Origin of the sequence: Pseudoroseomonas cervicalis ATCC 49957 (genome assembly GCF_000164635.1) — a bacterium.
GTDB classification, from domain to species: domain Bacteria; phylum Pseudomonadota; class Alphaproteobacteria; order Acetobacterales; family Acetobacteraceae; genus Pseudoroseomonas; species Pseudoroseomonas cervicalis.
In genome coordinates, this window is sequence record NZ_GG770783.1 from 66720 (window position 1) to 79215 (window position 12496).

Below are 12496 nucleotides of genomic sequence, written 5' to 3' on the forward strand. Positions count from 1 at the left end.
AGACGGCGGCAGCCTGACAGAAAAAAGAAGGGGTCCAGGGGAATTCATTCCCCTGGCCTTTTTTCTTATGCGGCGTGAAAGAGCTGCGCGGGAATGTCGTCGAGGAAGCGCGACGGCCGCGCATTCCATTCGCGCCGCCGCTTCACCCAGCTAAGCCAGAGGCTCTGCTTCGCCCGGGTCAGTCCCACATAGAAAAGGCGCCGTTCCTCGGCCAGCGCGCCCTGGGCCTCGGCCTTGAAGTGGGGAAAGACGCCTTCCTCCAGCCCCGGCATCAGCACATGGGTGAATTCGAGGCCCTTGGCGCGGTGCAGGGTCATCAGCAGCACGGCGTCGGGCGCCGTGCCATCGCCCGTGGCGGTGCCGAGCGCCAGGGCGTCGAGATAGGCGGGCAGGCTCGGGCTCTGGGCGGCGGCGGCGAAGGCGGCTTCCCAGGCGGCGATCAGGGCGGGCGGGGCCTCGCGCAGGCCGACGGCCAAGCCAGCGCGGGCGGCGGCCAGCTGCAGCGCGTCGGCGGGGCGCGGCCGGCGCTTCGCCATGTCGCCGGCGATGGATTGGGCGGTCTGCACCACTCCTTCCAGCAGGGCGCGTTCCTCGGGCGTCGCCGGCAGATCGGGCACGGCGGCGGCGAGTGCCCTCCCCTGCCCTGCCGCGTGCTCGCGAAGCCGGGCGAAGAGGGCGCCGGAGATGCCGCGCTTCGGATAGGCGCAGGCGCGGCGGAAGGCGTCGTCGGCCGTGGCGTCCCACTCCCCGTCGCGGAAGGAGAGGCCGAGGCGCAGCCAGGCCTGGGCGGCGAGGATCTCGCGCGGCGGGTCGGGCTCGCGCTCGCCGAGCTGCCGCGCCGGGATGCCGGCCTGGCGCAGGGCGGCCAGGATCGGCTCGGCCAGGAAGCCGGCGCGCAGCAGCACGGCGTGGTCCGACCAGGGCCGGTCAGGGGAAGCGCGGCGCAGGGTGGCGATGCGGGCGGCGGCGGCCTGGCCTTCCTCCTCCGCCGTATCGGCGGGGGAGAGGATGATGGGCGGGCCGGCGGGCGCCTGGGCCTCGGCCGGGCGCAGGGTCTTGCGCAGCGCCTGGCGGTCCTGCGCGGCCACGGCATTGGCGGCCAGCAGGATGCGGCGGGTGGAGCGGTAATTGACCTCGAGCCGCAGCGGCTCCGGCGCGGTGGGGTAGAAGCGGTTGAAGTTGCGCAGCTGCGCCACCTCCGCCCCACGCCAGCCATAGATGGATTGGGTGTCGTCGCCGACGGCGAAGACGCGGCTGTGCGGCCGGGCCAGGAGCTGCACCAGGCGGTGCTGGGCGACATTGGTGTCCTGGTATTCGTCGACCAGGATCTCCGACCAGCGGGAGGCCCAGCGGGCGGCGAGCGCCGGATCCTCCTGCATGGCGCGCACCGGAAGGGCGATGAGATCGTCGAAATCCACGGCGCCGCGGGCAGCGAGGGCCTGCTGGTAGTCCGGCAGCAGGGCCGCGGCCTGGGCGAGCAGCGCGGGTTCGAAGCGGGCGAAGGCCGGGCCGTGCGGAGTGCGAGCCAGGCGGCCCTTCATCAGCGAGACGATTTCCGCCAGTGTCGCGCCTTCCTGGGCGTCGCTGGAGCCTGCGAGCTGCATCAGCGTGGCGCGGGCCTCGGCGGCCGAGAGGATGGCGAAGCCGGGCGGCAGGCCGGGCACGCCGCCGCCCTGCTCCACCAGCAGCCGCGCCATGACGGCGTGGAAGGTGCCGACCCAGCGCGGCACGGCATCCGGCCCCAGCCGGGCGGCAAGGCGCGTGCGCATTTCGGCCGCGGCCTTGGTGGTGAAGGTGATGCAGAGCAGCCGGTCCGGCGCCTCGCCGCGGCGGAGGATGAGGTCGGCGACGCGGCGGGTCAGCGTCTCGGTCTTGCCGGAGCCGGCGCCGGCCAGGACCAGCACCGGCGCCTCGGCCAGCACGGCGGCGCGCTGGGCCGGGTTCAGGCCATCGAGATGCGCCTCGCTCATGCCGCGTCCAGGAAGAGCGGGCGGGCATCGCGCCGCAGGGCGATGCCGGCCTCCGCCAAGCTGGCCAGGAGCGTGTCCTCCGGCAGGCGGAGATAGCGGGTCAGCAATTGCAGATAGAGGCCCATGAAGAGCGGACCATGGCCGTCGGAGCGGCCCTCGGCCGTGCTGCTCAGCGCATGGGCGAGTTCGTGCAGCAGCACCCAGGCGGGGCAGCGCGGCGGCAGGCGCAGGCGCAGCCGGTCGGCATCGGCGATACGGCGGCGGGCCTGGGGCGGCAGAGGCTCGACGCGGGGCGGGTAGCGCAAGCCGAGCTCGGCCCAGATCGCATCGACCATGCCCTGGGCGGCGGCAAAATCGATGGTGGCGGGGCCAGCCAGCGGGGCGACCACGCGGTCCTCCCAATCATAGACACGCTGGCGCTGGCGGTCGGGCGGGCTCATTCGATGGCCCCCTGCCCTGCCCCGCGCACCGGGCGGTTCAGGTTGACGCGGTCGCCGGCGGCGTAGCCCTGGCGGTAGGCACCATTCGCCCGCAACCGGGCGCGGCGGGCGCCGACCAGACGAATGGAGGTTTCCTTGAAAGCATCCTCGACCACCCGATGCTTCACCAGGATCAGGGCAGTGCCAGTGCTGCGCTGGCTGGCGACCTCGGCCTCGCGCTGGGCCAGCATGGTCTCCAGCCGCTCCGCGATGCGGCTGGCCATGCCCTGCTGGTAGGAGGTGGAGGCCAGTCGCAAACGCGTGGCCCGAAGCTGTGGCTGTTCAGCGCGGAAGCGCTGCAGCTCGGTGGCCATGCCGCGCTCGACGATGGCGAAGAGATAGGCGGCCAGCGCCGTGTCCTCCTCGAAGCCGAAGAAGATATAGCGGCCGCCGGCCTCGTCGCGGGAGAGCCAGACCTTGCAGTCGCAGAAGCGGGCGATGGCGGGCACGCAGCCATCGATCGGGCGGCGCTGCCTGCCGCGCAGCGGGATCTCCACCTGAACGCAGCGGGCGCGGCGGATGTCGATCTCCTCCATGCTCAGCGCGTAGCGTTCCAGCAGGCGGCCGACCATCTCGGCGGCGGCCATGGCCTCGGCCTCGGTGCAGCCATTGGAGACGGTCTTCTCGGTCAGCGCCTTGATGCGGGCCTTGACCTTGGCCAGTTCCTCCGCCTGCTGCATGCGCTGCCCCCTGCTGCTGCGGCGCCCTATAGCATGGTGCGGCGGGCGCGGCAGCGGGGCGAGGCCTGGATGCATCCAAGACAGCGGATTGGATGCATCCAATCTTGGGCGAGGCGTGGCAGTGGCGTCCGTCGCCCAGCCAATTGGATGCATCCAAGCCACACTCATTTCCAAAGGAGACCCTCTGGCCACCGGCAAGCTTGGCGGCGCGCGGCGCTCCCTCTATGCAGAAAGCTCCGTGCGCCGGAGGAGTCGATGGACCAGGCCGAGAGTTTCCGGCAGATCGCCGAGGTGCTGCGCGCCGCGCAGCGCACCGCCATCGAGGTGGAGAACGCGCCGGAGAAGCGCAAGCGCCTGCGCAGCTTCTCGGTGCAGGAGGCCGCGGCGCTGCTCGGCGTCACGCCGCGGCAGTTGCGGCAGGCCGCCGGACTGGCGCCGGAGGGGCGTGGCATCGCGCCACGCGCCCGGCTCGACTTCGCCGAGTTGCAGGCCGCGCGCGAGCGCCTGGGCCGCATGCCGAGGCGAGACGCGGCGAAGGGCGAGGCGCTGGCCAGCGTCGTCTTCACCAATTTCAAGGGCGGCTCGGCCAAGACCACCAGCAGCGTGCATTTCGCCCAGCACCTGGCGTTGCAGGGTTATCGCGTGCTGCTGGTCGACCTCGACAGCCAGGCCAGCAGCACGGCGCAGTTCGGCCTGGACCCGGCCAGGGAGGTCGGGGCGGCCAACTGCTTCACCGCCTGGGTGGCGCGCGGGCCGGACGCGGCGCCGGAGCTGGCGCAGCGCCTGTGCCAGCCCAGCTACTGGCCGAATATCGACCTGCTGCCGGCCGGTGCCGCCCTGGCCGAGGCGGAGGAGGCGCTGGCCCGCCGCGCCGCCAATGGCGAACCTGAGGAAATCCTCTATTTCGACGAGCTGGCGGCGTTTCTGGCCGCCGTCGCGCCGCGCTACGACGTGGCGGTGGTCGACACACGGCCCGATGTGAACATGCTGATGACGGCGGCGCTGCACGCGGCGACCGGCCTCGTCATCCCGACCCGCGCCACCATGACCGACCTGGCCTCCACCGCCGAGTTCTTCGCGCATCTGGCGGGCTACACGGCGGAGTATCGCGCCGCCTTCGGGCATGGGCTGGATTTCGCCTTCGCGCGCATCCTGGTCACCGCCTACGACCCGACCGACCGCAGCCAGGAGGCGCTGCTGGGGCTGCTGCGCGAGCGCTTCGGCGACCGCGTGCTGCCCGAGCCCTTCCTGCATTCGCGCATCATGGGCACGGCGGGCTTCGGCAAGGAGACGCTCTACGAATACGAGCCGAGCACCGACCGCGCCGCCTACAACCGTGTCATCGCCAGCGCCAATGCGGTGAACCGCGCGATCGAGGCCGAGCTCTCGCGGCATTGGGGGAGGGGAGCATGAAATCGCCCGGATCGCGTTTCGGCGCCCTGGCCCAGGCGGTGCGCGACCGCACCGCCGAGGCCGCGGCGCAGCCCGCCATGCCCCCCGAGCCCGAGGCGCCGAAGCCGGCGCAGCACCGCCCGGCGGCGGCGCTCGGCATGGCGGCGGAGGGGCTGCGCGAGCGCATCGCGCGGCTGGAAGCGGCGCTGGCCAGTGCCAGCACGGAAAATGCCGGGCTGGAGCGACAGCTGGCCCAGGCAAGGGGCGCCGCCGAGCGGGCCGGGGAGGCGGCGGAGGAATTCCTGTTCGTCGAGCCCGGGCTGATCGACGACCCGCTGCCGCGCGACCGGCTGCCGGGCGCCTTCGATGGCGCCGAGTTCGAGGAACTGCTGGAGGATATCCGCGCCAACGGCCAGAACGACGCCATCACGCTGCGCCGGCGCGAGGGCGGGCGCTTCGAGATCGCCGCCGGGCGGCGGCGGCTGGAAGCCTGCCGGCGGCTCGGCCAGCCGGTGCTGGCGCGCATCCGGGCGCTGGACGATGCGGCCATGCTGCGGGTGCAGTTCTCGGAGAATGAGCGGCGCGAGGACATCTCGGCGCTGGAGCGGGCGCGCTGGTTCGCCGAGGTGCGGGCGCGGCTGCCCGGGCCGGGGCGCGACATCGCGGCGCAGTTCGGCATCGATCCCTCGACCTTCAGCCTCTATCTGCGGCTGGCAAGGTTCCCGACGGAGATCATCGAGCGGCTGCGCGAGCCCAGGCGGCTGGCCATGCTGCGCGCGCGCCGGGTGATGGAGGCGGTGGAGGCCGATGCGGCCGCGCTGCCGCGCATCCTGGCCGCGCTGGATGGCCAGCGCCGGGCGGGGGAAGCGGAGCCCGAGGCGCAGATCGCCCTGCTGATGCGCGCCGCCGAGGGGCGCGAGGCGCGGCCCAGCGCCGGCCCGGCCGTGGCGTCCGAGCGGCGGCACATCGTGCATGAGGGGCAGCGGCTGGGAACCCTCACACGCAATGGCGGGCAATGGGTGTTCCGCTTCGCCACCTCGCTGAGCGACGAGGCGGTGCAGCAAATGGTCGAGGCGCTGCCGGAACTGCTGCGCCGCGCCAAGGCCCACTGAAATGGTGTGAACCTTGCCATCCGGCAGGCGGGCGGCCGCTTGCAAGGTTCACATCGCGCCCGCGTAAGCCGCAACCTTCCCAGGCAGCGTTTTCGGCCCGGACAAGAAAAAAGGCGGGCGCTGCCAGTACAGCGTCCCGCCTCACCACCCGGCGGCGGCAGCCCGAAAGAATCAAGGGCGGATGGGGGGAGGGGAGGGCTCCAGCAGGAGGCCGCGATCGGTGACGCGGACCTTGGCGTTCTTGTAGGCCGAGAGCGCCAGATGCAGCGGGCCTTCGAACTGGGTCTTGAAGTTCTTCAGCGCGCCCACCTTGGAGCCGAATTGCCGCCAGAGGCGGTCCCAGCCGATCGGCGTCTCCTTCGGCAGGGAATGCAGCCGGTAGGCGAGCCAGAGATAGATGTCGATAGCCAGCGGCGAAGTGGTCAGGTCCCGCACGGCGGCGCGATCGACCAGCACGGGATGGCGGCGCAACTCGTCGAAGAAGGCCTGGGAGAGCAGGACGCGCTCCACCAGCCGGCTGGTGCGGGTGGAGCGGGGGTCGGGTTCGCCCACATAGCTGAAGGCCTCGACCAGGCGCTGGTTGACGATGACGCCCTTCTTGTCGCTGCCGAAGCTGAAATCGACGGCGCAGCTGGCCAGCCGCTCGAGCTGTTCGGCGACCTTGGCGTTGCTGGGGCCGCCGCGGTTGATGCCGAGCCGCGCCACCACGGCGCTGGCCGAGCGGCCCATATGGATCTCGCGCGAGCCGCGCTCCAGCGCCTCGGTCTGCCAGTCGATCAGCAGCAGACGGGCATAGGAGCCGAAGGGAATCCCGATGTACTCCTGGCTGTTGTCATCGCGGAGCCGCACCCCGGGGCGCACCAGCAGCCGGGCGAAATCGGTGTCGATCAGCCAGTTCTGGTCCTTGGGCTGGTCGCGATGCGGCAGGCCTGCCAGACACCAAGCGGAGTAGGAATAGCCGATCTCGCTGCCGCCCTCGAATTCCCGCACGATGGCGGTGGAGGCGGTATCGGCGATCTGCCGCCCCATGCGGCCGGCGAGCGCCCGCGACAGGCTGGGCGGCTTCGGCTCCAGCACCGCGAGCTGGGCGGCCTTGACCGCCCCCTTGGCGCCGCGGGCCTCGACCAGCTGGTGCACGCTGGCGCCAGCGCCGAACAGGTCGCCCTGCTCGTCTCGGGGTTCGGGATTCGGGGGCCGCTGCACCATGGGGGGCAACCTGCAACGGGTGGCCGGGGCTCGTCGATGCGAACCTTGCCAGCCTGCCCCCTCCTGGCCTGCGAACCTTGCCAGCCCAGGGCAATCCTTTGGCAGAAAGAGAGATTGTCATTGTCTATGTGCTGGCAGGGTTCGCGTGGATAAGCCGCCAAGCTGTTGTTCTGTCATGGTGATTCGGCGAATCCCTGGCGCTGGCAGGGTTCACAGGAAGCCGCTGGACCGGGCTTGCAAGGTTCACAGCCATGCCGCCGGCGGCGCGCGGGCCAGGCTGGCAAGGATCACAGCCCGGCGCCGAATCGCTTCGTTGCGCAAGGTACAGGGCTGGCAAGGATCACAGCCCGCCGCGAAGCTTGTCTGCCCGGCGGCAAAGGTATAAATAGGTGATACCTTTTCGACCGGAGCCACGCCATGTCCGCCAGCCTCGCCCTGAAGCTGGATGAGGAGACGCGCCAGCGCCTGCAGGCGCTCGGCCAGTTGCGCGACCGCTCGCCGCACTGGCTGATGAGGAAGGCCGTGCTCGAATATCTGGAGCGCGAGGAGCGCTACGAGCAGGAGAAGCGCGAGGATCTGGCGCGCTGGGAACGCCATCGGCTGGATGGCGCCGCCATTCCCCAGGCCGCGATGCGGCATTGGCTGGAGGAGTTCGCCCAGGGCCGCGTGGCGCCCCCCCCCGCGACGGAAGAGGCAGGCTAGGCCCCGGCATGGCCGGGCTGCTCTGGCTGCCGGAGGCGGCGGCGGATCTCGACCGCCTGCTGCATTTCCTGCTCGACAAGAACCCTGCCGCCGCCCGCCGCGCCGCCGCCACCATCGCCGAGGCGGCGGAGCTGCTGGCGCGGAACACCGGCCTCGGCCGGCCCATGGCGGACGGGACCGAGCGGCGTGAGCTGACCATCCCCTTCGCCAGCGGCGCCTATGTGCTGCGCTACCGGCTGGATGGGCAGGGCAGGGCGGTCGTCATTCGCGTCTGGCATGGAAGGGAAGCGCGAGGGTGAGGGCAGCGCGGCGCTTTTTTCACCCCGTTTATGAAGAGCATGCTACAGACAGCGCCCCGCGCCGGGGGCCGAAAACGGCCCGTTGATCGCGCAGGGGTGTTGGGAGCTGGTCAACCTTCCTAAATAAAGGCGCGGCCACCCTGGGTGTGGCGCCCGACCCCGACTTTGTTTCTGCCGCCCCCGGCACGCCTCTCCTGGCGTGACGCCGGGTTGCGGCCCGTCCCGGCCGAGCCGCCGGGGCAATTGGGTTTGGTCCGCCGCAAGGCGGAGGCGTTGGAATTGTTGTTGGGGCCTCCCGGGGTCTCCAAGCACAAAGAGCAGGTGAATTCGATGGACGGAATGTTTACCTACGGCGCGGCGGATCAGGGCGAGACCGAGGGCGGCGCGCCGCTCAAGGCGCGGACGGCGGCGTTTGGGGACATTCTGGCGCGTGAGGCCCCCGAGGCGGACCGGCCCCCCGGCCTGAACCCGGGCCGCAACTGGCGCGCCGATTACGGCGACGAGTTCGAGAGCCCCGAGACGCTCGACGTGCGCAACGAGGAAACCGAGGAAGCCGAGGAAGCCTCCGAGGAAGAGGCCGAGACGCGCGGCGAGGCCGAGGCCGAGACCGAGGAAGGCGCCGAGGGCGGCAATGTGAACGAGGCCAGCCTGGCCCGTTCCGACGACCCGGTGCGCATGTTCCTGCGCGAGATGAGCGGCACCGACCTGCTCTCCCGCGAGGAGGAGATCGCCCTCGCCCAGCGCATCGAGGCGGGCCGCGACGCGATGCTGGCCGGGCTGTGCGAGAGCCCGGTGACCTTCACCCACATCGCCGCCTGGAAGGCCGCGCTGGAGCAGGGGCAGATGCCGCTGCGCGACGTGGTCGAGCTGGAGGCGATGGCGGCCGACGCCGCCGCCCCCGCCGCCGCCGGCGTCGAGACGGAGGAGCCCGAGGAGGGCGAGGTCGTCCCGCACGCCACGTTGGACGAGAAGATGAAGCCCGAGGTGCTGGCCGCCTTCGGCGCCGCGCTGGAGGCGCATGCGGCGCTGCGCGCGCTGCCGGTGCGCAGCGAGGCGGCGCAGGCCCGCCGGCAGGAGATGGTCGGGCTGTTCGGCGCGCTGCGCCTGCGCCCCGCCCGCCTCGACATGCTGGTGGGCGAGGTGCGCGACATCCAGCGGCGCCTGCTGGCGCTGGACGGCAAGGCGCTGCGCCTGGCGGTCGCCGCGCGCGTCGAGCACGAGGTGGTGCTGCGCCTGTGGGATGGCAGCGACGCCGCCGTGCAGGCGCTGGTCGAGGCCGCGCAGAAGGTGCGCAGCAGCGCCGCCCGCCATGCCCAGGCGGTGCGCGACCTGCGCGACACCCTGCCGCAGATCCGCGCCGCCATCGTCATGCTGGAGCAGTCGAGCGGCCTGCCGGCGGCCGAGCTGCGCCGCGTCTGCGCCGAGGTCGGCCGGGGCGAGCGCGACATGCGCAAGGCGAAGGAGGAGCTGACGCGGGCCAATCTCCGCCTCGTCGTGCACATCGCCAAGCGCTACCGCAACCGCGGGCTGATGTTCGGCGACCTGATCCAGGAGGGCAACATCGGCCTGATGCGCGCGGTCGACAAGTTCGACTGGCGCCGCGGCTTCAAGTTCGCGACCTACGCCACCTGGTGGGTGCGGCAGGCGATCACCCGCTCGCTGGCCGACCAGGCGCGCACCATCCGCGTGCCCGTCCACATGACGGAGACGGTGGGCAAGGTTGCGCGCATGAGCCGCCGCTTCGCCCAGAAGGCGGGGCGCGAGCCGACCCCGGAGGAGCTGGCGGGCGAGCTCGGCATGTCGGTCGACAAGGTGCGCGCCGTGCAGCGCCTGGCGCGCGAGCCGGTCAGCCTGGAGAACCCGATCGGCGAGGATGATGACGGCCGCCTCGGCGACTTCATCGAGGACGAGAACGCGGTGATGCCGTTCGACGCCGCCTCGCGCTCGGCGATGCGCGACGCGACGATGCGCATCCTCTCCGACCTGACGCCGCGCGAGGAGCGCATCCTGCGCATGCGCTTCGGCATCGGCGGCGAGAACGACCACACGCTGGAGGAGGTCGGCAAGACCTTCAACGTGACGCGCGAGCGCATCCGCCAGATCGAGGCGAAGGCGCTGAAGAAGCTGCAGGTGTCGAAGCGCGGCAAGTCGCTGCGCAGCTTCCTGGCGTAATGTTCTGCTGGGGAGGCTCTGCCTCCCCAGGCCCCTCCGCCGGGGGGACAGGGTCCCCCCGGACCCCGCCAACAGATCGCGGGGTCCGGGGTGGCCGTGCCACCCCGGCGGGGTCCAGGGGCAGCGCCCCTGGTCTTTTTCTTCTCTTACGCGATCGTGGTTTCGACCGAGCCGAAGCCGTCGAACACCGCCTGCACCACCGTCCCGGCCGGGACATGCAGCAGCCCCGTGCAGCTGCCGGTGGTGATCACCATGCCCGCCTTCAGCCCGCCATGGCGGTGCGCCGCGCCATTGGCCAGCCACACCAGCATGCGCACCGGATCGCCGGCGGTGTTGCCGCCGACATGCTGCACCGCGACCTCGCCATTGAAGCGCAGCGTCACCGGCAGCTGGGTCGGCTCGACGCCGTGCCAGTCGGTGACCGCCGGCCCCACCACCAGCGCGCCGTGATTGCCCTGGTCCGCCGTGTGGCTCAGCGGGTCGGTGACGTGCAGCGCGGTGAAGCGCGTGTCCACGATCTCGATCGTCGCGTGCATGGTCGCGACGGCGGCCAGCACCTCCTCGCGCGTGTAGGGTGCCTCGCGCGGCGGCAGATCGGCGCCGAGGCGGTAGCCCACCTCCGCCTCGATGGCGGTGACGTTGAAATCGGCCGCCGCATAGGGCGTCGCGTCGAAGCGCAGGTTGCGCGCGTGCAGCGGCACGCCCGAGGGCTCGGCCTGGGGCGAGGCCGCGCCCACCTTCCAGCCGGCGATCGGACCGAGCTGGGCTGCGACCAGCGCCTGGATCTCCACCACCTCCGCGGCGTTCTGCGGCCGCGCGCCCTCGGGCAGGGCGCTCAGCCATTGCCGGGTGCGGCGGGCCTCCAGCAGGGCATGCGCGGCGGCGGTGACATCGGTGGCCATGGGCGGTCTCTCTCCGGATCGGTCGCCGCCATCCTGGACGATCCGGCGCGGGGCGGGGAGGGGGGCATGGCCGCGCCGCGCCGGGAATGATAATCAGGGGCGCCGCAGGGAGCTTGATGCGTGAGACTGGCCGCCGCCGGAGAGAAGGGACCGGAAGCCTATCTGCTGTTCCGCCTCGGTGGCCGGCGCTGCGCCCTGCCGCGCGCCGCGGTGCAGGAGGTGCTGCCGCTGCCGCGCCTGTGGCGCCCGCCCGGCCTGCCGCGGGTGATGGCCGGCTTCCTCAATCTCGGCGGCACCGCCCTGCCGGTGCTCGACCTGGCGCGGCTGTTCGGCCTGCAGGAAGGCGCCGTGGCCGAGCAGGCGCTGTACCGCCACATCCTGCTGCTGCCCGGCCAGGCGTCCGGCCCGCTCGGCCTGCTGGTGGACCGGGTGCTGGACCTGCAGCGCGTGGCGCAGGACCGGCTGCGCGCCGTCCCGCCCGAGGCCACGCTGAATGGCTGCGCGGTGGCCGAGATCGAGACGCCGGAGGGCTTCATCCACCTGCTCGACCCGGCGCGCATCCTGCTGCGGCAGGAAGCGGCGACGCTGGCCGCGCTGCGCGATTCGGCCGAGGCGCGGCTGGCCGAGTGGTCTGGCCCGCCGGCATGAACGCCGCACCCGATTTCGCGCCGCGTTTCCTGCCCGATGTGGAATTCGCCCGGCTGAAGGCCGCGGTGATCGCCCGCACCGGGCATTTCTACTACGAGGACAAGGATGCGCTGCTGTGGGAGCGGCTGCGCCGGAGGCTGCGCGAGACCGGCCTGCCCGGCCCCGCCGCCTATCTGGAGCGGCTGCGCGACCCGGCGCGGGGCGAGGCCGAATGGGCCGCGCTGGAAGCCGAGATCACCATCGGCGAGACCTTCTTCTTCCGCTATGCCGAGCAGTTCGCGGCGCTGCAGCAGACCATCCTGCCCGACATCCTGGCCCGGCGGCGGGAAGAGCGGCGGCTGCGCGCCTGGAGCGCCGGCTGCGCCAGCGGCGCCGAGCCCTATTCGCTCGGCATCCTGCTGCGCCGCATGCTGGGCGAGGCGCTGCCGGATTGGCGGCTGTCGCTGCTCGGCACCGACCTGAACGAGGCGGCGCTGGCCATGGCCCGGCGCGGGCAATACAGCCGCTGGGCGCTGCGCAGCCTGCCGGCGGAGGAGCTGGAGCGCGACTTCCTGCCCGGCGCGGATGGCCGCTCCTGGCTGCTGCGGCCGCAGCACCGCGCCCTGGTGCGGTTCGAGCGGCAGAACCTGCTCGGCCTGCTGGACGGCACGGCGCCGCTGGAGATGGACGGGTTCGACCTGATCCTCTGCCGCAACGTGCTGATCTATTTCCATCCGGAGGTGGTCGAGCGGCTGGTCCGCGCGCTGGCCGCGCGGCTCGCGGAGGGCGGCTGGCTGCTGCTCGGCCATGCCGAGCCCAACCCGGTCTTCGCCGAGTTCCTGGAGGTGGTGAACCTGCCGGGCACGGTGGCCTATCGCCGGGGCGGGGATCCGCTGCCCGCCCTGCCGCCGCGCCCGGTGGTGCCGCTTGCGGCGCCCATGGCGGCCCCGCCGCC

General features: G+C 72.2%; 12 protein-coding genes. 7 read left to right on the forward strand and 5 right to left on the reverse strand.

All coding sequences use genetic code 11. The features are described from left to right. Window positions 1-65: 65 nt before the first annotated feature. Genes HMPREF0731_RS17615 through HMPREF0731_RS17625 form a run of 3 tightly spaced genes read right to left on the reverse strand, consistent with a single transcriptional unit; the run spans window position 66 to window position 3129 of the window. Window positions 66-1970 (reverse strand): ATP-dependent helicase, encoded by a 1905-nt coding sequence (locus HMPREF0731_RS17615; RefSeq protein ID WP_007005541.1) that lies wholly within the window; start codon window positions 1968-1970, stop codon window positions 66-68. Further along, the gene (locus HMPREF0731_RS17620; protein ID WP_007005542.1) at window positions 1967-2410 is read right to left on the reverse strand and encodes a SprT family zinc-dependent metalloprotease; all 444 of its coding nucleotides are present in this window, start codon (window positions 2408-2410) and stop codon (window positions 1967-1969) included. The genes HMPREF0731_RS17615 and HMPREF0731_RS17620 overlap by 4 nt, the downstream gene beginning before the upstream one ends. Then, a complete protein-coding gene (locus HMPREF0731_RS17625; RefSeq protein WP_007005543.1) occupies window positions 2407-3129 on the reverse strand; it encodes a DUF7168 domain-containing protein in 723 nt (240 codons plus the stop codon). Before HMPREF0731_RS17625 ends, HMPREF0731_RS17620 begins: the two co-directional genes overlap by 4 nt. Window positions 3130-3384: 255 nt before the next feature. Here HMPREF0731_RS17625 and HMPREF0731_RS17630 point away from each other — a divergent pair, with 255 nt between their 5' ends. Then, entirely contained in the window at window positions 3385-4542 is a 1158-nt protein-coding gene (locus HMPREF0731_RS17630; protein ID WP_007005544.1) for an AAA family ATPase, read from the forward strand. Beyond that, window positions 4539-5633, forward strand: a complete 1095-nt coding sequence (locus tag HMPREF0731_RS17635) for a ParB/RepB/Spo0J family partition protein (protein ID WP_040613866.1) — start codon at window positions 4539-4541, stop codon at window positions 5631-5633. Before HMPREF0731_RS17630 ends, HMPREF0731_RS17635 begins: the two co-directional genes overlap by 4 nt. A gap of 171 nt (window positions 5634-5804) precedes the next feature. Here the strand turns inward: HMPREF0731_RS17635 and HMPREF0731_RS17640 are convergent, their stop codons facing one another. Continuing rightward, complete coding sequence (locus tag HMPREF0731_RS17640) at window positions 5805-6839, reverse strand: replication protein RepA (protein ID WP_007005546.1); 1035 nt, start codon at window positions 6837-6839, stop codon at window positions 5805-5807. Window positions 6840-7256: 417 nt separating this feature from the next. Between HMPREF0731_RS17640 and HMPREF0731_RS17645 the strand changes: the two genes are divergently transcribed. From HMPREF0731_RS17645 to rpoD, 3 genes are all read left to right on the forward strand, one after another. Next, window positions 7257-7541, forward strand: a complete 285-nt coding sequence (locus tag HMPREF0731_RS17645; RefSeq protein ID WP_007005547.1) for a CopG family ribbon-helix-helix protein — start codon at window positions 7257-7259, stop codon at window positions 7539-7541. An 8-nt stretch (window positions 7542-7549) separates the two neighbouring features. Further along, entirely contained in the window at window positions 7550-7840 is a 291-nt protein-coding gene (locus HMPREF0731_RS17650; protein ID WP_007005548.1) for a type II toxin-antitoxin system RelE/ParE family toxin, read from the forward strand. Between the two features lie 330 nt (window positions 7841-8170). Further along, window positions 8171-10012, forward strand: coding sequence for an RNA polymerase sigma factor RpoD (gene rpoD, locus HMPREF0731_RS17655; RefSeq protein WP_157136204.1), 1842 nt, complete (start codon window positions 8171-8173; stop codon window positions 10010-10012). A gap of 146 nt (window positions 10013-10158) precedes the next feature. On the opposite strand, the gene HMPREF0731_RS17660 is transcribed toward rpoD, so the two are convergent. After that, entirely contained in the window at window positions 10159-10914 is a 756-nt protein-coding gene (locus HMPREF0731_RS17660) for a 2-keto-4-pentenoate hydratase (RefSeq protein ID WP_007005551.1), read from the reverse strand. Window positions 10915-11034: 120 nt separating this feature from the next. Between HMPREF0731_RS17660 and HMPREF0731_RS17665 the strand changes: the two genes are divergently transcribed. Together HMPREF0731_RS17665 and HMPREF0731_RS17670 are read left to right on the forward strand one after the other, a co-directional pair. Then, a complete protein-coding gene (locus tag HMPREF0731_RS17665) occupies window positions 11035-11562 on the forward strand; it encodes a chemotaxis protein CheW (RefSeq protein ID WP_211207955.1) in 528 nt (175 codons plus the stop codon). Beyond that, window positions 11559-12496: CheR family methyltransferase (locus tag HMPREF0731_RS17670; protein WP_169312306.1), on the forward strand; the 938-nt coding region annotated here is incomplete at its 3' end. The genes HMPREF0731_RS17665 and HMPREF0731_RS17670, both read left to right, overlap by 4 nt.

Coding starts and splice junctions, on each gene's coding strand:
- HMPREF0731_RS17615 (WP_007005541.1), bottom strand. CDS start 1,970: ATGAGCGAGGCGCATCTCGATGGCCTGAACCCGGCCCAGCGCGCCGCC.
- HMPREF0731_RS17620 (WP_007005542.1), bottom strand. CDS start 2,410: ATGAGCCCGCCCGACCGCCAGCGCCAGCGTGTCTATGATTGGGAGGAC.
- HMPREF0731_RS17625 (WP_007005543.1), bottom strand. CDS start 3,129: ATGCAGCAGGCGGAGGAACTGGCCAAGGTCAAGGCCCGCATCAAGGCG.
- HMPREF0731_RS17630 (WP_007005544.1), top strand. CDS start 3,385: ATGGACCAGGCCGAGAGTTTCCGGCAGATCGCCGAGGTGCTGCGCGCC.
- HMPREF0731_RS17635 (WP_040613866.1), top strand. CDS start 4,539: ATGAAATCGCCCGGATCGCGTTTCGGCGCCCTGGCCCAGGCGGTGCGC.
- HMPREF0731_RS17640 (WP_007005546.1), bottom strand. CDS start 6,839: ATGGTGCAGCGGCCCCCGAATCCCGAACCCCGAGACGAGCAGGGCGAC.
- HMPREF0731_RS17645 (WP_007005547.1), top strand. CDS start 7,257: ATGTCCGCCAGCCTCGCCCTGAAGCTGGATGAGGAGACGCGCCAGCGC.
- HMPREF0731_RS17650 (WP_007005548.1), top strand. CDS start 7,550: ATGGCCGGGCTGCTCTGGCTGCCGGAGGCGGCGGCGGATCTCGACCGC.
- rpoD (WP_157136204.1), top strand. CDS start 8,171: ATGGACGGAATGTTTACCTACGGCGCGGCGGATCAGGGCGAGACCGAG.
- HMPREF0731_RS17660 (WP_007005551.1), bottom strand. CDS start 10,914: ATGGCCACCGATGTCACCGCCGCCGCGCATGCCCTGCTGGAGGCCCGC.